The organism is Rhizobium sp. RU36D (assembly GCF_900176345.1).
Taxonomy (GTDB): domain Bacteria; phylum Pseudomonadota; class Alphaproteobacteria; order Rhizobiales; family Rhizobiaceae; genus Allorhizobium.
Genome location: NZ_FWXU01000024.1, coordinates 65,271 through 81,394, shown reverse-complemented (window position 1 = coordinate 81,394; position 16,124 = coordinate 65,271). Strand labels below are relative to the sequence as shown.

Below are 16,124 nucleotides of genomic sequence, written 5' to 3'. Positions count from 1 at the left end.
CTCTCCATTCGCGAGTTGGCCGCCAACGCTGCCGTCCATGGTTCAACGCTGCATTGGAAAGCGTCTTCTCATCACTGAAAACGGAAAGAACAGCGCGGAGGTCTATCGCACGAGGAACGACGCCAGAGCGGATATGTTCGATTACATCGAGTGCTTCTACAACTCGCAGCGGCGCCACTCGATACCGGGTTATCTCAGCCCCAATCACTTTGAAGCCAAGGTGGGATTAGATTAATGCAGCGTCCGAAAAACCAGCAGCTGGCCACTCGTCCCAAACTCGATGGTGAGCAAGTTGCAGCGCTCCAAGCATATGCTGCCCGGCACGGCCGACGCTGGAAAAGCATCCTCAACAACGTCTGGATGGGCGGCGCACCCTATGATGATGGTGGAATCCTCCGTCGCTTTCGAAACACCCATGGTCCGAGCTGGCTTCAGCGTTACCGGCTGCCGAAGGCATTGCCGCCGGTCGATGACAATGATGGCCGCGATGTCGGCTGAGGGTGATGAGCTGAGGCACGGCAGCAGTGACGGGCGTGGCCATGCTCCCCTCGTCTGATTGCGTTGAGCCCCGTGGCGGTTTGCCGTTCGGTTTTGCTGCGGTCTGAACCGGCGTCCGTTCGTTTCAAGGCCGCTATCGCGCCGCGGTGCGACCGGGCCCCGCCGTCCATCGCAGAGCAGATCCGCGTGATCTTCGCAGGGCTGCACCCCGCTCGTCCGCAGATCGGCTCCGCTTGTCCTGGTAGGCCCGGACCTTGAAGCGCCCGTCTTCCGCCGGGTCGGGTCGACCGCACCGAAAGGCAAGCCGGCATGGGGCCGGAACCGCTTCGGATCGAAAGGGACAGACATGACCAAGCCCGCAAGCAATGTTCGCCAATCCGCCCGCTCTTCAGCACGCGTCGTCCAGCTGCGCAAGGGCGCCACCCTCGAGATGGTCCGGCTGACATGCCCTGATAGCGGCCAGGCGCTGAAGATCGCCGAGAGATTCGGAACAGCCGTCATCGACAGCGACGGGATCCGCGATCTCCACGAGCGCCTGATCTCCGAGACGGCAGATGCTCTCAGCGAAGGCCTCGGCGAGCGCGCCATGCAAATCCACCTGCAGCGCATCGTGGGCGCCTTTGTCGGATCTGCTCATGGCGCCGGCCAGTTTTACAGCAAAGCCGTCACCGAGGCGCGCGACGCCACGGCCAAGGCCGCGAACGACGCACGCGACGAGGACCTCGATGGTCCCGTAGGCTACGATAGTGCCGCCCATCGCAAGCGCGAATTTGCCGCCGACATGGGAATCCAATCCCATGCGCTGCGCATGGCTGCCGAAGGTGCCGTCGCTGCATACAAGCACATCGTCGGCGAGGTCTGGAAGCCGTTCGATCGACCGGTCGAGGACCCCGGACGTTCCGTCGATCGCAAGGCTGCCGCGGCCCAGATGTCGGCTTTCGACTGACACCATCACGGCGGGGCTCGCCCCGCCGTGGCCGTTGAGGCCGCTCCCTCGGGACGGCCTTTCGGCATGCCGGCATTCGCGGAAGGAAAAATGAAGGGAGTTTTCTGGCCGCACTATTGCTGCCCGTCTCTTGCGTTGGGCCTGCAGGAGCCGCTCCCAGCCCGCAACGGCTTTGCCGTCCTCCACGTCGTTCCGGCCGTTCCGGTGCAGCCTGTCAGCTTATGGCTCCTGCCATTGGCCTCCGCGACGGGGCCGCTGATGGAGCGGCACGCAGATGTGGAGATGAGACATGAGTAAGACGAATGAAGGCCAGCGTACTGACATGTATACCCGGATCACCGATCGGGTCATCGAAGATCTCGCCAGTGGGGTGCGCCCCTGGATGAAGCCCTGGAGCGCCGGCAATACGGATGGGCGGATCACCCGCCCTCTCCGTCACAATGGACAGCCCTATTCGGGCATGAACGTACTCCTGCTCTGGTCCGAGCAGATCTCGCGCGGTTTCGGCTCATCGATGTGGATGACGTTTAAGCAGGCGCTCGAGCTCGGAGCGGCGGTTCGAAAGGGCGAGACCGGATCGACGGTCGTGTTCGCGTCCCGGTTCACTAAATCTGAGGACAACGGAAAAGGCGGTGAAGTCGATCGGGAAATCCCCTTCCTCAAGGCCTACTCCGTGTTTAACGTGGAGCAGATCGATGGGCTGCCCGAGCACTACCATACCCAGCCTGAGCCGGTAGAGGACCCAATCGCACGCATCGAGAACGCAGACCGGTTTTTCCGCAATACTGACGCGATCATCCGTCATGGCGGTAATCAAGCCTACTACTCGCCGGTCATGGACTATATTCAGATGCCGCCCTTCGAAGCGTTCAAGAACGCTGCAAGCTACTATGCCACGCTCAGCCATGAAGCGACGCATTGGACCGCGGCTGAGAAGCGCGTCGGCAGGGATCTGTCACGCTACGCGAAGGACAGAAGCGAACGTGCTCGCGAGGAGCTGATTGCTGAACTTGGCAGTTGCTTTCTATGCGCCGACCTTGGGATCGTGCCGGAGATAGAGCCTCGGCCGGACCACGCGTCATATCTCCAGTCTTGGTTGAAGTTGTTGGCTGGCGACAAGCGGGCGATTTTCCAGGCCGCTGCCCATGCGCAGCGCGCAACGGCATTTCTTCATGGGCTACAGCCGGAGGCAGGCGATGTTCGAGAGGCGGCTTGAGGCTTGAGTGCTCCTGGTAGAATTAGAGTCGGCCGCCGCTCTCGGTGTCGGCCGGCTCCATCCCCGATGGCGCGGGAGCACCTTGATCTTCGGCAACGCTCAAATCCAACGTCCCCCAAATCGACGGTTTCTGGGTGGCTGGTTTCAGCTTTCGGGATTGCTTGATTTCGACGATAAACGGCTTTGTCTGCTGACGCATTGTTCCTCCAGGCGACGAATCGCAGCGCAACTCTATCGCGGCAGATTGGTCTCGCAAGCCGACTTGGTCGGAGATCACGCGTCGATGGTGCATATCTTCCCCGGGGCTCGTGTGGGTATAGCGGACCGGTGAGGCCATTCGACTTGGGTTTCCCCGTGCAGTTCGCCATGTCGTTTCCCTTTGCGCAATCACCGTGGCTCCATGTGCGGGCTCGATGGGGCAGGTCTGACCGGAGACCGGCTGCGCCTCGACCTTTATCCCGCAACGGCGCTTCGGAACTTTCATCCCCTGCCGCAACCCACCCCACTCGACCAGTCGAGCGGGGACCCCAGGTCGCCGTCATTCCTCGCGAAACAAGAAAGTGTCTTCGCGCCGCCCTCCTCGTTGTTCCGGCCCTATGAGTGCGGTCCGGTCGTCACCGGCCTTTGCGACTGCCATCGAGGCCGCAATGGAGCGGCCCGAACAGCAAAAAGGAATACGACAATGGCGACCATCGGCACCTTCACCTCTACCGAAAACGGCTTCACCGGCTCCATCCGCACCCTCGCCCTCAACGTCAAGGCACGCATCGCCCGCATCGAAAACCCCTCCGACAAGGGTCCTCAGTTCCGGATCTTCGCGGGATCAGTCGAACTGGGTGCTGCCTGGCAGAAGCGATCCGAACAGACAGACCGCGACTACCTCTCGGTCAAGCTCGACGATCCGAGCTTCCCCGCCCCGATCTACGCGACCCTCACGGAGGTCGAAGGTGAGGATGGCTACCAGCTGATCTGGTCCCGCCCGACCCGCGACTAAAAAACTCATCGGCTCCGCTGTAGAAGCGGGGCCACTCTCACTTGGAGCAGCACAGGATCCGCCATTAATCCCGTGAGAGCCTTTGTTTATTTGTTCAGGGCATCCTTCAAAGCCTTGGCAGGCTGGAAGCTGAGCTTCCTTGCAGCCGCAACCTTAATCGCAGCGCCGGTTGACGGATTGCGTGCCTCGCGTTCCGGTGTGTCCTTCACCTTGAACTTTCCAAAGCCTGGAATTGAAGTCTCCGAACCCGCGGTCGCCGCGCTCGTAATCGCCGCGAACACGGCTTCGACAATTGCCTTCCCCTGGGCCTTCGTCAGGCTATGGTCCGTTGCGATCTGATCTGCAATTTCATTGGTCGTGGTCATTGAGTTCTCCTCGTTTTTCAAGAAGAGAATCATTTTCACCGCGGTTGCCCGCTGTCACGCCGACACTGGACCATTGGTCAGTTGATCCGGGCGTTCTCCACAGGAATGAGGACAATACAGCCCACTATTCAGTGGCTATGGACCGAACAGCTTCGGCAACCACGTCAAGAGCATCGACGTCGAGCTCGATGATTCCGTCTGCCTTTTCACCGATCGTTTTCGGCGTTGCTCCGCTGTTGTCCCAAATCCACGCCTTATCCGCTTGCTCAAGGAACCAAGGGAACTGCTCGAGAGAACGTTGGTATCGCTGTCGGACCTTCTCGTCTGGGACCGGATGTCCGCCCTTGGCGACGCGCAGTTTGATACGCTCGATTGAGCGTTCGGGGCTGTCGAGCACCACATATAAGAACCACAGGGCGAATCCCAGTGACTTCGCCGTTTCGACGAGCCGTCGGTATTTGCCAGTCGAAAGGACAGTTTCGACACCAATGGTTTTGTGCACATTAATGGATGCTTCGAGCCACAACTCGATTCGTTGAACCGCTGTCAGATTTGCTTCCAGCAACGGCTTTGCTTCCACCTTGCTAATTCGTGCAGCAAGGAGATCCGGGTTGACGATCCAAACGGAACGACCTTCCATTTCCAGATCGGCATCCGCGTAAACGCTACTTTTGCCAGACCCATTCGGACCAGCAATGATCAGGAAAACAGGCTGCTCAATCTTGGACGGGAGCACGATCACGAACGCCAGTGACAGCCTTGTTTTCGCGGCGTGCCTTGTCGACATTCCTACTAAACACGTAGCTCAGATCTTTCCCGAGCGTCTTGCTCTGGGCGTCGATCGTCCGCAAAGTAACATACTGACCGCTGTCGACATCCCGCACACGCTTCTGTGTCACAGCGGTGTCCCGTGCGCCCAGCTTGGGATTGTTAAATTTCTTGACGACGACTTTGGCCATGTCTGCTCCAGATATTCTCCAAATATAGCAGTCTTTATCCGGTACGCAATGAGCCAAGTTGATCCTTTGAATGGGTGACCGGCAGGTCCGGCGATTTATCAGCTAGATCGGGATTAAGCGTGGACATCCAGGATCTTGGCGAAATCGACCTGAGGTGGATCGCCATTGTCGTATTCCCTTTGCGTAATCACCGTGGCTCCATGTGCGGGCTCGATGGGGCAGGTCTGACCGGAGACCGGCTGCGCCTCGACCTTTATCCCGCAACGGCGCTTCGGAACTTTCATCCCCTGCCGCAACCCACCCCACTCGACCAGTCGAGCGGGGACCCCAGGTCGCCGTCATTCCTCGCGAAACAAGAAAGTGTCTTCGCGCCGCCCTCCTCGTTGTTCCGGCCCTATGAGTGCGGTCCGGTCGTCACCGGCCTTTGCGACTGCCATCGAGGCCGCAATGGAGCGGCCCGAACAGCAAAAAGGAATACGACAATGGCGACCATCGGCACCTTCACCTCTACCGAAAACGGCTTCACCGGCTCCATCCGCACCCTCGCCCTCAACGTCAAGGCACGCATCGCCCGCATCGAAAACCCCTCCGACAAGGGTCCTCAGTTCCGGATCTTCGCGGGATCAGTCGAACTGGGTGCTGCCTGGCAGAAGCGATCCGAACAGACAGACCGCGACTACCTCTCGGTCAAGCTCGACGATCCGAGCTTCCCCGCCCCGATCTACGCGACCCTCACGGAGGTCGAAGGTGAGGATGGCTACCAGCTGATCTGGTCCCGCCCGAACCGCGACTGAGACGGCCAAGCCCCGCCTGACAAAGCGGGGCTCCCCTCTTCTCCCTTCATAAGCCGGAGACAGGCATCGAGCCCGTCTCCGGCTTTTTTGGTGCCACACGAGAGAGGAGGTTTTCTCAGAATGAGGCAGTGTGCCGTGTCGCGCGCGCAGCCTCAAGGACCTGGCGGTTCCCCCAAAATGCTGCGCATTTCGGCTCCCCCGCCGGTCGCTCACGCGGTCGCTGGCGCGCTCCTTGACCCTGCCCACTCGCCAAGCCGGCGGTCGTCATCTTTCTCAAACATCAGGAGATGACGACGATGACCATCGAACAGCACATTGAAGAACTGCGCGCTGAACTGCGGAATGCGTTTGACGTCAGCGAGCGCCGCGAGATCCATACCGAGCTGGAATGCGCTCTGGCCGAACTTGCCGTCATCGTCGCCGAACAGGACGGTCGCCTGGATGCGGAGCCGCCGTTCTGACGGCGGTGATCTCTGCCAACCCAACCACTGTGCGATTAAGGAATACATGATTTCCGGCAATGCTGTATTTCCTATATAGACAGCATTGCAGCCTTTCACCATGATTCCATCGAGGCTTGCCATATGGCAAACAGGAACGGCTCCTACACGACAAGCGACCTTTCTCGGAAATCCGGGGATATAATCGCCGAGGCACTCCGACATCCCGTGACGATCACACAACGCAACAAGCCGCGACTGGTGTTGCTGACCATAGACGATTACGAACGTCTGATGCGCCAGTCGGATCGTCGCTCGGTGGGCAGACTGGAGACCATGCCCGACGAGCTCTTTGCTGAATTTGAAGAGGCCGTCGACGCATACGGCCAGTCTGATGAGACGAGCCGTTGAGCGGATATGAGAAGGTGCAGACGGCTGCGGTTGTCTGGTAGCCATATCTGTGGAGCCATGAGGCAAACGCAGGAGAAACGGCAGGGCGCAAGAACCGTCCTGTGGCTGTCGGCGTTCGGATCTCGACGGCGAGCGGCGATCTTGTCTTGTTCTTTCCAATCACAACGAAGATGCCCGACCGAAATCGCTTCGCCATTGAAATTCCGACGATCGAAAAGCGGCGCGCAGGTCTCGATGCAGATCTTCCGTTGTGGCTCATCCTGGATGAGTTCAACAGCGATGTCATAGGTCGGTCATTCTATCTGGAGCCTGAGCCTCCGCTCGGTCACTTTAGCAAGGCATTCTTTTTGCCGCTTCTGCGCGAATTCATTGCACGGCGAAAGTCCTTTGCGGACGTTCGCCGATCGAGATAGCGGAGATTGGACGGCAAGGGGTCCGTCATAGCGAAGGCGAAGGTCCGCACAATGCTCCCCACACCTTCCTTGCCAGCGGCAGCACCGCCGGGCGCTTCCCGCTATAGGACGGAGCGGGCTGTCCGATATCCCCGGCGGCGTTTTTGCCTGAGAAGATCAAGGAAGAGAACGACCGCATCCTGTTCTTTTTCGAATTGGTGAGTTTTCACCTGACCGCTCGTCCCAATCCGTCCCCATCGCCGCGTCAGGCACGCCTCCCCGAACAGGTTCGGTTCGATAGACATTGCGTAGAAGCGGGCCATGTTTTTTTTGGCATCCTTACGTTCGACATAGAGGTGATAAGGTTGGGTGATCATGCACTCAAAATCGCGCGAACTGCCTCTCGCGTCCAACGAGACTTGTGAATCGATTGTGCAGGATCGATTCAGTTCTGTGAAGAATGGGTCGCGACAAGGTTGGGCGGCCCGCCTTCGGCATACGGCTTTATTCGCCAGCGCGAACGAAGCCCACAAGCAGTCTTCGCCGATTCCGGTGACGATCCTCCCGCAATGGCAAGATCGGATCGCACATTGGCTACTCCGATTGATCCTTGCTCAAGAGATGACCCGATCGAGCAGCCGGTTGATGAAACCGGTTTTGCCCGACGCAGGTTTTCATATCGTTGCGCCGGAACCAGATGGCGCGACCGCATCTGAGCGGCGGATTGCCGGCGGTAAACACAATCTGTTCGTCGGCCCGCATTCGCAGAACTTCATGGGGCTGGATGAGCGGACGCGCTGCAAGCTGTTTCGACCGCGTCCGCGATGAACCCCGTGCCTGATAACTGCGGCTGACCTGGTCGATTTCAACCGTCGTCATGCCGCAGCGGCGGGAGATGTATTCGGCGGTTTCCGGATCGTTGATGGCAGCAAATGAAATCCAGCTCGTGCTCTCGAACCATTTGCTCGATGCGTCACGTCCACCGTATGTCTCGCGTAGCTGGCCGATGGACTGATAAAGTAGGGTCAGGGTGATACCGTATTTGCGCCCGGCATCGCGCGCTGTCTCCAGGATGCGCATGTAGCCGAGGCGCGCCACCTCATCGAGAAGGAAAAGGGCACGGCCTTCGATCACTCCATCCCGATTGTAAATCGCGTTGAGGAACGAGCCGATGATGACGCGCGCGAGCCCCGCATGCGTCTCAAGCGTCTTCAGGTCGATATTGATGAACACGTCCGTCTTGCCTGACGCGATATCGTCCGTGGAAAATGCAGAGCCGGACACCAGAGCTGCGTAGTTCTGGTACGATAGCCAATGTGTCTCCTTGATCGCATTGGCATAGACGCCGCTGAACGTTTCCGGCGTCATATTCACGAACGCGGCCACGTTTTCCTTCACGAACGCCGATTCTGAATTGTCGTAGATGTCCTGTAGCCGCTTGCGAAGTTGCGGTTCCGGCTCCGACAGGTTGGCCCTCACCTGGCGAAGCGTCTGCTGCTCTGCCGGCGTGTGGCCGGAAAGGCAGACGTCGGCGATTATTGCGGTCAGGAGTTGAAGACCGGACGCTCGAAAGAAATCATCGCGGACGCCGCTCGCGCGTCCACTCTCGCTCATGAGCCAGGACGCAACGGCGGCTATATCTTCTTCTTTCGTACCACCGAATTTCCCGATCCAGGCGAGCGCGTTGAAGCCGATCGTCGGTTGGCGGGGATCGAGGATGCGGATCCTTCGCCCCGCGCCCTCGCGATGCTTCGATACCATCGGCGCCACCTCGTTGGAAGGATCGAGCACGATCAACGATCCTCCCCATTTGAATGCGGTCGGGATTGTCACCGACGTCGTCTTGAAGCCGCCGGAGCCGGCAAAGACAATCCCATGAGATGAGCCGAAGGAGCCATCGAAGCAAAGCAATGGCGCTTTTCCTCCTTCACCCCAGGTATCCGTGTCATCGGCGCGGAACCCACGAACGGCTACGCCATCACGATCGACACGGGAACGCTCGCCGATCACGATGCCGCCGGCTGCACCGAACAGCCGCTCGGCCTCGGTCAGCGTCATCCACGCGGCCTCTCCGTGCAGCGCGCGTTTGCCGACGATCCGCTTGGGTTCGGGCCGGACGAAAGCCGCGTTTCCGATCAGCGCAACACGAAGCGCGAAGCATCCCGTCATCAGCATACCAACCGCTCCGATCATCGTGGCTGGATCGAGATAGGCGAGGATGAATTTGCCCTGGGGAACCTTGTCAGAAAACGCAGTGAGGCGCGATGTCTCGCGCGCCGCCGCTAGCAGAATGTTGACGCCACTCCCTGCGACCGCGCTCCAGCCAACGAGTCGGATGCTCGCCGATCCGGCCGCCGCGAAGAGAACGATGATGCAGACCGCGGCGGCGGCAACATATGGCGTCGCGATACCGATCCTGCCGAGCATCGCGCGCTGGGCCTCAGTCTTGCCAAGCAACGCAAGCGATTTGTCGATCCCTGTCAAACCGACGGCGGCCGCGATCATCAGCATGAGCGGGAGGATGGAGAGAATAACCCTATTCGCCGTCATCACCGAAGGCCTCTGCGCCGATTGCTCTCAGTCTCTCACGTTCTCCGGCTTCCGCCTTCAGCCGATCTGCAAGCTCGATCAAAGCGCCGAGCAGCGTGGCCCGCTTTTCGAACCGAAGGCCAGCCTTCACGATCAGCCCTCCAAGCTCGATCTTTTCGCGCGTGTCTTTTTTGCGGGAGTCTGATGTCGCCGTCCTCGCCATGCGCTCAAGCCTCGCCAGAGCCGCCTGGAGCCTCGAAAATCGGCTTCGCCGAAATCTGCCCAATGCTCGCGCCTCCCCTCTCCTTCCCGTTCGATCCAGAACTTTGTGCTGTCGGGCCGCCGCGAAACCGTTTCGCCACCTCCTCGAAGGCCGTCTGAAGCTCGGTCTCGTCTATCTCGAATTCGCCAAGACCAGCGCGCAAAGCGATGCGCCCGATCCGTTCGGCCTCTCTGGTTTCCGCTGCCTTGAGCTGCTCCTGGAGCTTGGCGATTTCTTCGCGGATTTTCGAGGAAGGCTTTTTCATTCCGTTGGTATCCTTTCGCTGAACGTCGATGCCGTCAGGCAGAAGATTTCAGCGCGGAGTGCGCAACGCACTACTGTGAATCCTACAATCGCCAGAGGCGATGCTTTGAGGAATGATCCCATCCGTTCGCAAGGACGGATCCGAAGGGCGCAATTATACGTCGCTGTTGCGACGCTCTGCCTTTGGCCTTGGGCCGACGCGTTCCGCGCTTGGACAGAACCATTTGATTTTGTTCGCAACCGGGAAACAACTTGCCGTGGCCGTACCCCATTTCTCAGTCAGCATCGTCGCCCGTGGCTCCGGCCGCAGCGCTGTGCTATCGGCGGCCTACCGGCATTGCGCAAAGATGGAGTACGCGCGAGAGGCCCGGACGATCGACTACACCCGCAAGCAGGGCCTGCTGCACGAGGAGTTCGTCATTCCCGCCGACGCGCCGGAATGGCTGCGGGCGATGATCGCAGACCGCTCGGTGTCCGGAGCTTCCGAAGCCTTCTGGAACAGGGTGGAACAGGTCGAGAAACGCTCCGATGCGCAGCTGGCCAAGGACGTGACTATTGCACTACCGATCGAACTGACTGTCGAGCAAAACATCGAACTCGTCAGGGACTTCGTGGCAAGGTACATCACGGCCCAGGGCATGGTGGCCGACTGGGTTTTCCATGACGTGCCTGGCAATCCGCATGTTCATCTTATGACGACGCTGCGGCCGCTGACCGAGGACGGCTTTGGCTCAAAGAAGGTCGCCGTGCCTGGACCAGACGGTGTGCCTCTTCGCAACGCGGTTGGCAAAATTGTCTACGAACTTTGGGCCGGAGGGACGGGCGATTTCAATGTGTTTCGCGACGGTTGGTTTGCTTGCCAGAACCGGCATCTGGCGCTGGCCGGTCTCGACATCCGCGTCGATGGACGATCTTTCGAGAAGCAGGGTATCGAGCTCACCGCAACCATTCATCTTGGCGTCGGTACGAAAGCTATCGAGAGGAAGGCGGCTATCGGGGGTGAATCGGCAGACGAGAGGGTAGCGCTCGAACGTCTGGCGTCGCAGGAAGAGCGGCGGACCGAGAACGCCCGCTGGATCCAGCGTCATCCGGAGATCGTGCTCGACCTGATCGCGCGGGAAAGAAGTGTCTTCGATGAACGCGATGTCGCGAAGGTTCTACATCGCTATATTGACGATGCGGGTCTCTTCCAAAGCTTGATGGCGCGCATTCTGCAAAGCCCCGAGACCCTGCGTCTTGATCGCGAACGTGTGGACTTTGTGAAAGGGGTCCGGGCGCCTGCAAAATATACGACGCGGGAACTGATTAAGCTCGAAGCCGAGATGGCGAACAGGGCGATCTGGCTCTCGCAGCAGTCGTCGCATGGCATGCCAAAGTCCGTGCTGGAGGCAACGTTTGCCCGCCATGAGCGTCTGTCTGAAGAGCAGAAAACGGCAATCGAACATGTCGCGGGCAATGAGCGGATCGCCGCCGTGATCGGCCGCGCCGGAGCCGGCAAGACAACCATGATGAAGGCGGCGCGCGAAGCCTGGGACGCGGTGGGATATCGCGTCGTTGGTGGGGCGCTTGCTGGTAAGGCGGCTGAAGGTCTGGAGAAGGAGGCCGGCATCGTCTCGCGCACGCTGTCGTCCTGGGAGCTCGGCTGGAAGCAAGATCGCGGGCAACTCGATGAGAAGACGGTTTTCGTTCTGGACGAAGCCGGCATGGTGTCGTCACGGCAGATGGCCTTGTTCGTCGACGCGGTCACGAAGGCAGGCGCCAAACTCGTACTCGTCGGTGATCCGGATCAGCTTCAGCCGATCGAAGCCGGAGCGGCGTTCCGGGCAATCGCCGATCGTGTCGGTTATGCGGAACTGGAAACCATCTATCGCCAGCGTGAGCAATGGATGCGCGACGCATCGCTTGATCTCGCGCGTGGCAATGTCGGCAAAGCGGTCGCAGCCTATCAGTCCAATGGCAAGATGATCGGCTCCGAGCTGAAGACAGATGCCGTTGCCAACCTCATCGCTGACTGGAACCAGGATTACGACCCCGCCAAGTCTATACTGATCCTCGCGCACCTGCGTCGCGACGTCCGAATGCTGAATGAACTGGCGCGCGCCAAGCTGATCGAGCGCGGGATTGTCGAACAGGGTTCCGCGTTCAAGACCGCCGACGGTATCAAGAGCTTTGCGGCCGGGGACCAGATTGTCTTCCTGAAGAACGAGGGATCGATGGGCGTCAAGAACGGCATGCTGGGGAAAGTGGTGGAAGCCACTCCCGGTCGGCTTGTTGCAGCGGTTGGCGAAGGTACGGACCTGCGCCAGGTTACCGTCGAGCAGCGCTTCTATAACAATGTCGATCACGGTTATGCTACCACGGTGCACAAGAGCCAGGGTGCGACGGTCGACCGCGTCAAGGTGCTTGCATCGCTCTCGCTCGATCGTCACCTGACTTATGTCGCGATGACCCGACACCGCGAGGATCTTGGTGTCTATTATGGCAGCCGATCCTTCGCCAAGGCTGGCGGCCTGGTCGAAATCCTGTCGCGTAGGAACTCCAAGGAAACGACCCTCGATTATGCCGGCGGCAGTATCTACCGGCAGGCTCTCCGCTTTGCCGAAGCGCGCGGGATGCACGTCGTCAACGTCGCCAGAACCGTCGCGCGCGACCGTCTTGAATGGACGGTTCGGCAGAAACAGAGGCTTGTCGATCTCGCCGGCCGGCTTGCGTCCATCGGCACCAAACTCCGCTTCGCAACCTTGAAAACCAGCACAGTTCCCATCGCAGCAAAGGAGGCGAAGCCTATGGTGGCCGGTATCACCACATTCCCGAAATCGATCGTTCAGGCTGTCGAGGACAAGATCGCCGCCGACCCGGCACTCAAGAAGCAGTGGGAGGAGGTGTCGATGCGCTTTATCCAAGTCTACGCGCAGCCAGAAAGCGCCTTCAAAGCCGCCGATGTGGACGCGATGTTGCGCGATCAAGCTATAGCGGAAAAGACAATCGCAAGGATCGCAGCGGAGCCGGAGGCCTTCGGCGCGCTCAAGGGCAAGACCGGGGTCTTCGCCAGCCGCGCAGAGAAGGCGGACCGGGATCGGGCGCTCAAAAACGTCACACCACTCGCCGACAGCATCAGCGACTATCTGAGGCGACGTGGCGATACGGAACGCCGAAATCACGCAGAAGAGTTGGCGGCTCGCAGACAGGTCGCACTGGAGATCCCCGCTCTCTCAGCCAGTGCGAAAAGTGTCTTGGAACGCGTCCGCGATGCCATCGATCGAAACGATCTCCCCGCCGGTCTCGAATATGCGCTTGCAGACAAAATGGTGAAGGCGGAACTGGAAGGTTTCGCCAAAGCCGTCACCGAACGTTTTGGAGAGAGGACCTTCCTGCCCCTCGCTGCGAAAGATGCCAACGGCGAGGCATTCCAGCGCGTCACGTCAGGAATGAATGCCCCTCAAAGGAGCGAAGTGCAACAGGCCTGGAATACGATGCGGACGGTGCAGCAACTGTTCACCCATGAGCGCAGTGTGACGGCACTCAAACAGACCGAAGCGCTGCGTCAGACTAAATCTCAGGGGCTCACCCTCAAATGAAGATGCGTCATCGACATAAAGTGATACGGCGCATGAAACGGCTCGTCTGGTTCTATCGGAGCAGCAGCGTCAGCCTTTTTACGCTTGGCCTCATTGTGCTGCTCGCAGGCCAGGGCTTCAGAATCAATCTGACGCCGAGTGAGCCGCTGGGTCTGTGGCGGATCGTCAGACCCGATCGTCCGATCTTGGTCGGCGATATGGTCTTTATTTGCCCGCCAGACACTGCTGCCATGCGTGAGGCGCGTGCGCGTGGATATCTGCGCTTCGGCCTCTGCGCCGGCTGGGTCGCACCGCTGATCAAGACCGTCGTTGCAGCTTCCGGACAGGTGATCGAGATCCATGATGATGTCCGCATCAATGGTCGTTTGCTTCCTTACTCGCGCGTCGCACGGACGGATGGCCAGGGGCGTGAGATGGAGTGGTACGACGGCGGTGTCGTTCCGCCCGGCACCGTGTTTTTGTATTCTGAGTTTCCGGCATCGTTCGATAGCCGATATTTCGGTCCTTTGCCGATGGATGGGATACTCGGATTGGCGCGAGAGGTCTGGACGTATGCGCCGTAAGCTCTTCCAGTCGGGTGTCCTCGTGGCACTCTCAACGGGTGCTGGGTGGATCAGTTGGAGCGGTCATGTACTTCTCTTGCCCGTCGCGGCTGCATTCCCGATGCTCTGGTCCCTGGCGCATACGCGACTGCAGGCAACGGTCATCTCTGCTGCCTATTTCCTCGCCGCATCGCGGGGATTGCCGCAGGGCGTAGCGCACTTCTATTCATCAGATATCTGGCCCGGTCTACTCTTGTGGCTGGTCGCCTCTGCCGGTTTCGTCATTGTGCATGCAGCACTCTGGACCGATTGCGCCGGTTGGCGAAAGCCCAACCGTTTCCTGATCGCCTGTGTGATCATGGCGATCCCGCCGTTCGGGATTACCGGATGGGCGCATCCGATTACCGCCGCCGGTGTCTTGTTTCCAGTTTGGGGCTGGTTGGGTCTGTTGGCGATGGCAGCCGGCCTTGGCGCGATGACGACCTGCAGGTGGCCGGCTGCTGCCATTGCCATGACCGGCTTCTGGCTCTGGTCCGCCGCTGAGTGGACGCAGCATAGTCTACCTGCGTCGTGGCAAGGTGTCGACTTGGAAATGGGATCTTCTCTCGGTCGCGACGCGAGCCTTGAGAGCCAAGAGGCACTGATCGAACTTGTTCGCCGTCAGGGGCCAGCTGATCTCGTTGTCCTGCCGGAGAGCGCACTCGGCTACTGGACGCCGACACTTGCGCGGCTTTGGCAAAGGGCGCTCGCAGAGACCAGGACTACAGTGATCGCTGGTGCCGCGCTCATTGACGCGAAGGGGTACGACAATGTGCTCGTTTCGATCAGTGCGGATAGAAGCGCAATCCTTTATCGCGAGCGCATGCCCGTTCCCGGTTCGATGTGGCAACCTTGGAGGAGCCTCACCGGACAAGGCGGCGGCGCGAAAGCGCATTTCTTCGCAAATCCGGTCGTAGAAATCGATGGCTTCAGGATTGCGCCTCTGATTTGCTACGAACAGCTGATCGTCTGGCCGGTTCTCCAATCGATGTTGCACGATCCCGATGTGATCGTTGCTGTGGGCAACGGCTGGTGGACATCAGGCACTTCGATCGTCGACATCCAGCGCACGAGTGCCCGAGCCTGGGGTCGCCTCTTCGGCAAACCCGTCATCCTCTCATTCAACATCTGACTGGACGGTCCTCATGCTTGACGTAGCGCTGATCGAAAAATGTGCCGATCCTTCCCTGACGCCCGCGATCGTCGAACAGTTCGTGGCTGCGGCAGGCTCCGACGATCCCTTGGCGATCACCGTCAAGTCCGGAGGACGCCTGGTTCTTGTTCCGAAACCGGAATCACCTGTGGCGGCGCTCAAGATCATGAGACAGTATGTGGGAAAAGCGAATGTGAGGGTCGGTCTCACGCAATATCCTGCAGGCGTTGGCATTACCGATATTGCTCAGCTTGATGCTACGCTCATTGACCCCTGCGAAAATCTCAAGCGCGGCACGGTTCTATTCGCGAAGGTCGCCCGCATCGTGACGAAATGGTATGGTAGTCCGACAAGCAGGGAGGTCATGCCGCAGCTGATCGATGATGCGGTCCATGCCTGGAGAACAGGGGTGTTCGAAGGCACGCAAGTCTTCCAAGCTGACGATCCAGGTGGCGCGGCGTTCCTTCGCGGCAAGCCTTTGCCAAACGCGCGAGCGGAAGGAGAGGTGGGGCTGGAAGAGGAGCCTGGTGAGATCTCCGCTACGCCGCCTGGGGCAGCGACAGACGCTTGGTCAGCTGAAATGCGCATCGATCTTTCAAGGATCGGTGGGAAAAACTAAAACGAGAGGTGTGCATGTTGGGCAATGGTGCGCTGCAGTATTTTTGCTTTCTTCAGGCACCGGCCTGCGAATACAATACCGAAGTTGAGATGCGCACCTCCTCCTGTGCATTTCGGTTTTACG

At 59.6% G+C, this 16,124-nt stretch carries 20 protein-coding genes and 1 pseudogene; 13 read left to right on the top strand and 8 right to left on the bottom strand.

Annotated features, from left to right (window positions below; genetic code table 11):
- Positions 1-38: 38 nt before the first annotated feature.
- The 4 genes and pseudogenes from B9A97_RS23300 to B9A97_RS23280 all read left to right on the top strand — a co-directional run.
- A pseudogene (locus B9A97_RS23300) lies at positions 39-235 on the top strand (IS3 family transposase); the annotation flags it as partial.
- Entirely contained in the window at positions 235-498 is a 264-nt protein-coding gene (locus B9A97_RS23295) for a hypothetical protein (protein WP_084368211.1), read from the top strand. The pseudogene B9A97_RS23300 and the gene B9A97_RS23295, both read left to right, overlap by 1 nt.
- A gap of 346 nt (positions 499-844) precedes the next feature.
- Positions 845-1,444, top strand: coding sequence for a hypothetical protein (locus B9A97_RS23290; RefSeq protein ID WP_084368210.1), 600 nt, complete (start codon positions 845-847; stop codon positions 1,442-1,444).
- 289 nt (positions 1,445-1,733) lie between these two features.
- Positions 1,734-2,660, top strand: a complete 927-nt coding sequence (locus tag B9A97_RS23280; RefSeq protein WP_084368208.1) for an ArdC family protein — start codon at positions 1,734-1,736, stop codon at positions 2,658-2,660.
- A gap of 22 nt (positions 2,661-2,682) precedes the next feature.
- On the opposite strand, the gene B9A97_RS29900 is transcribed toward B9A97_RS23280, so the two are convergent.
- On the bottom strand, positions 2,683-2,859 hold the full coding sequence (locus tag B9A97_RS29900; protein ID WP_179145376.1) for a hypothetical protein: 177 nt from the start codon (positions 2,857-2,859) through the stop codon (positions 2,683-2,685).
- A gap of 483 nt (positions 2,860-3,342) precedes the next feature.
- Here B9A97_RS29900 and B9A97_RS23270 point away from each other — a divergent pair, with 483 nt between their 5' ends.
- A complete protein-coding gene (locus tag B9A97_RS23270) occupies positions 3,343-3,654 on the top strand; it encodes a DUF736 domain-containing protein (RefSeq protein WP_084368207.1) in 312 nt (103 codons plus the stop codon).
- An 86-nt stretch (positions 3,655-3,740) separates the two neighbouring features.
- On the opposite strand, the gene B9A97_RS23265 is transcribed toward B9A97_RS23270, so the two are convergent.
- The 3 genes from B9A97_RS23265 to B9A97_RS23255 all read right to left on the bottom strand — a co-directional run bounded on the left by B9A97_RS23265 (position 3,741) and on the right by B9A97_RS23255 (position 4,978).
- Positions 3,741-4,019 carry an HU family DNA-binding protein gene (locus B9A97_RS23265; RefSeq protein WP_084368206.1) on the bottom strand — a complete coding sequence of 93 codons (279 nt, stop codon included), beginning with the start codon at positions 4,017-4,019 and terminating at the stop codon, positions 3,741-3,743.
- Positions 4,020-4,143: 124 nt separating this feature from the next.
- Positions 4,144-4,755: a zeta toxin family protein gene (locus tag B9A97_RS23260; RefSeq protein WP_244564332.1), complete on the bottom strand. Its 612-nt coding sequence runs from the start codon at positions 4,753-4,755 to the stop codon at positions 4,144-4,146.
- On the bottom strand, positions 4,736-4,978 hold the full coding sequence (locus B9A97_RS23255; protein ID WP_084368204.1) for a hypothetical protein: 243 nt from the start codon (positions 4,976-4,978) through the stop codon (positions 4,736-4,738). The genes B9A97_RS23260 and B9A97_RS23255 overlap by 20 nt, the downstream gene beginning before the upstream one ends.
- A 482-nt stretch (positions 4,979-5,460) precedes the next feature.
- Between B9A97_RS23255 and B9A97_RS23245 the strand changes: the two genes are divergently transcribed.
- The 4 genes from B9A97_RS23245 to B9A97_RS23235 all read left to right on the top strand — a co-directional run bounded on the left by B9A97_RS23245 (position 5,461) and on the right by B9A97_RS23235 (position 7,036).
- Complete coding sequence (locus B9A97_RS23245) at positions 5,461-5,772, top strand: DUF736 domain-containing protein (protein WP_084368203.1); 312 nt, start codon at positions 5,461-5,463, stop codon at positions 5,770-5,772.
- Positions 5,773-6,068: 296 nt separating this feature from the next.
- Positions 6,069-6,233 (top strand): hypothetical protein, encoded by a 165-nt coding sequence (locus B9A97_RS29895; protein ID WP_179145375.1) that lies wholly within the window; start codon positions 6,069-6,071, stop codon positions 6,231-6,233.
- A gap of 123 nt (positions 6,234-6,356) precedes the next feature.
- Positions 6,357-6,623, top strand: coding sequence for a type II toxin-antitoxin system prevent-host-death family antitoxin (locus tag B9A97_RS23240; RefSeq protein ID WP_084368202.1), 267 nt, complete (start codon positions 6,357-6,359; stop codon positions 6,621-6,623).
- Between the two features lie 47 nt (positions 6,624-6,670).
- Positions 6,671-7,036: a hypothetical protein gene (locus B9A97_RS23235; protein WP_084368201.1), complete on the top strand. Its 366-nt coding sequence runs from the start codon at positions 6,671-6,673 to the stop codon at positions 7,034-7,036.
- 101 nt (positions 7,037-7,137) lie between these two features.
- On the opposite strand, the gene B9A97_RS23230 is transcribed toward B9A97_RS23235, so the two are convergent.
- The 4 genes from B9A97_RS23230 to traC form a co-directional block, all read right to left on the bottom strand.
- The gene (locus B9A97_RS23230; RefSeq protein WP_084368200.1) at positions 7,138-7,392 is read right to left on the bottom strand and encodes a WGR domain-containing protein; all 255 of its coding nucleotides are present in this window, start codon (positions 7,390-7,392) and stop codon (positions 7,138-7,140) included.
- A 217-nt stretch (positions 7,393-7,609) separates the two neighbouring features.
- Positions 7,610-9,565 carry a Ti-type conjugative transfer system protein TraG gene (gene traG, locus B9A97_RS23225; RefSeq protein ID WP_084368199.1) on the bottom strand — a complete coding sequence of 652 codons (1,956 nt, stop codon included), beginning with the start codon at positions 9,563-9,565 and terminating at the stop codon, positions 7,610-7,612.
- Positions 9,552-9,767 (bottom strand): type IV conjugative transfer system coupling protein TraD, encoded by a 216-nt coding sequence (locus B9A97_RS23220; protein ID WP_084368198.1) that lies wholly within the window; start codon positions 9,765-9,767, stop codon positions 9,552-9,554. Before B9A97_RS23220 ends, traG begins: the two co-directional genes overlap by 14 nt.
- A gap of 4 nt (positions 9,768-9,771) precedes the next feature.
- Positions 9,772-10,071 carry a conjugal transfer protein TraC gene (traC, locus tag B9A97_RS23215; protein ID WP_084368197.1) on the bottom strand — a complete coding sequence of 100 codons (300 nt, stop codon included), beginning with the start codon at positions 10,069-10,071 and terminating at the stop codon, positions 9,772-9,774.
- Positions 10,072-10,327: 256 nt separating this feature from the next.
- On the opposite strand from traC, the gene traA reads away from it, so the two are divergent.
- The 4 genes from traA to B9A97_RS23195 are packed head-to-tail and all read left to right on the top strand — an operon-like array spanning position 10,328 to position 16,001.
- Positions 10,328-13,648 (top strand): Ti-type conjugative transfer relaxase TraA, encoded by a 3,321-nt coding sequence (traA, locus tag B9A97_RS23210; RefSeq protein ID WP_084368223.1) that lies wholly within the window; start codon positions 10,328-10,330, stop codon positions 13,646-13,648.
- 32 nt (positions 13,649-13,680) lie between these two features.
- The gene (gene traF / locus B9A97_RS23205) at positions 13,681-14,211 is read left to right on the top strand and encodes a conjugative transfer signal peptidase TraF (RefSeq protein WP_084368196.1); all 531 of its coding nucleotides are present in this window, start codon (positions 13,681-13,683) and stop codon (positions 14,209-14,211) included.
- Positions 14,201-15,361 carry a conjugal transfer protein TraB gene (locus tag B9A97_RS23200; RefSeq protein WP_084368195.1) on the top strand — a complete coding sequence of 387 codons (1,161 nt, stop codon included), beginning with the start codon at positions 14,201-14,203 and terminating at the stop codon, positions 15,359-15,361. Before traF ends, B9A97_RS23200 begins: the two co-directional genes overlap by 11 nt.
- A gap of 13 nt (positions 15,362-15,374) precedes the next feature.
- Positions 15,375-16,001, top strand: a complete 627-nt coding sequence (locus tag B9A97_RS23195; RefSeq protein WP_084368194.1) for a TraH family protein — start codon at positions 15,375-15,377, stop codon at positions 15,999-16,001.
- The last annotated feature ends 123 nt before the right edge of the window (positions 16,002-16,124 follow it).

Bases quoted from the DNA above. Each gene is read 5' to 3' on its own strand.
- B9A97_RS23295 (WP_084368211.1), top strand. From the start codon at position 235: ATGCAGCGTCCGAAAAACCAGCAGCTGGCCACTCGTCCCAAACTCGAT.
- B9A97_RS23290 (WP_084368210.1), top strand. From the start codon at position 845: ATGACCAAGCCCGCAAGCAATGTTCGCCAATCCGCCCGCTCTTCAGCA.
- B9A97_RS23280 (WP_084368208.1), top strand. From the start codon at position 1,734: ATGAGTAAGACGAATGAAGGCCAGCGTACTGACATGTATACCCGGATC.
- B9A97_RS29900 (WP_179145376.1), bottom strand. From the start codon at position 2,859: ATGCGTCAGCAGACAAAGCCGTTTATCGTCGAAATCAAGCAATCCCGA.
- B9A97_RS23270 (WP_084368207.1), top strand. From the start codon at position 3,343: ATGGCGACCATCGGCACCTTCACCTCTACCGAAAACGGCTTCACCGGC.
- B9A97_RS23265 (WP_084368206.1), bottom strand. From the start codon at position 4,019: ATGACCACGACCAATGAAATTGCAGATCAGATCGCAACGGACCATAGC.
- B9A97_RS23255 (WP_084368204.1), bottom strand. From the start codon at position 4,978: ATGGCCAAAGTCGTCGTCAAGAAATTTAACAATCCCAAGCTGGGCGCA.
- B9A97_RS23245 (WP_084368203.1), top strand. From the start codon at position 5,461: ATGGCGACCATCGGCACCTTCACCTCTACCGAAAACGGCTTCACCGGC.
- B9A97_RS29895 (WP_179145375.1), top strand. From the start codon at position 6,069: ATGACCATCGAACAGCACATTGAAGAACTGCGCGCTGAACTGCGGAAT.
- B9A97_RS23240 (WP_084368202.1), top strand. From the start codon at position 6,357: ATGGCAAACAGGAACGGCTCCTACACGACAAGCGACCTTTCTCGGAAA.
- B9A97_RS23230 (WP_084368200.1), bottom strand. From the start codon at position 7,392: ATGATCACCCAACCTTATCACCTCTATGTCGAACGTAAGGATGCCAAA.
- traG (WP_084368199.1), bottom strand. From the start codon at position 9,565: ATGACGGCGAATAGGGTTATTCTCTCCATCCTCCCGCTCATGCTGATG.
- B9A97_RS23220 (WP_084368198.1), bottom strand. From the start codon at position 9,767: ATGGCGAGGACGGCGACATCAGACTCCCGCAAAAAAGACACGCGCGAA.
- traC (WP_084368197.1), bottom strand. From the start codon at position 10,071: ATGAAAAAGCCTTCCTCGAAAATCCGCGAAGAAATCGCCAAGCTCCAG.
- traF (WP_084368196.1), top strand. From the start codon at position 13,681: ATGAAACGGCTCGTCTGGTTCTATCGGAGCAGCAGCGTCAGCCTTTTT.
- B9A97_RS23200 (WP_084368195.1), top strand. From the start codon at position 14,201: ATGCGCCGTAAGCTCTTCCAGTCGGGTGTCCTCGTGGCACTCTCAACG.
- B9A97_RS23195 (WP_084368194.1), top strand. From the start codon at position 15,375: ATGCTTGACGTAGCGCTGATCGAAAAATGTGCCGATCCTTCCCTGACG.